The sequence below is a fragment of the Pseudomonas fluorescens genome (assembly GCF_001648775.1).
Taxonomy (GTDB): Bacteria; Pseudomonadota; Gammaproteobacteria; order Pseudomonadales; family Pseudomonadaceae; genus Aquipseudomonas; species Aquipseudomonas fluorescens_M.
Genome location: NZ_LVEJ01000063.1, coordinates 1 through 381, shown reverse-complemented (window position 1 = coordinate 381; position 381 = coordinate 1). Strand labels below are relative to the sequence as shown.

Annotated in this window: 1 protein-coding gene; it reads right to left on the bottom strand. The window is 63.0% G+C overall.

Annotation, left to right across the window (positions count from 1 at the left end):
* Positions 1 to 381, bottom strand: a 381-nt coding sequence (locus tag A8O26_RS30045; RefSeq protein WP_172828233.1) for a hypothetical protein, incomplete at both ends; no start/stop codon positions are given.

The following is a 381-nucleotide window of genomic DNA, read 5'->3' as shown; positions in this document are numbered from 1 at the left end:
TTGTTGCAGTTGACCGTAGCGGTCAAGAAAGCCGGCGCTGGAAAACTCCGCCCACAGCGGTTGAAACCCGCTCCATTCATTGCGCAGCCAGCCCTCCAGGCCATCGATGATTCCCTGATAGGAGGCGTACAGCGTCTGCACATGGTCGCTGGAAACATCGGGAAAGAAGGTGATGCGATAACGCTGGCCCCGATCGCAGTCAGTCACCTGCAGAATGCCACTCGGCCCGATGGTGTGGTGCCGCGGCTCGCCGAACGTCAGCTCACCGCCGACATCGGCAAGCACCGGTTCGAGGGTCACCGGGGTGTCGCCAATCGGCACGAACCGCGCGGCCTCGAACATGTGCACCAGCGTCAGCGACCCGCTGGCCGAGCACATCGC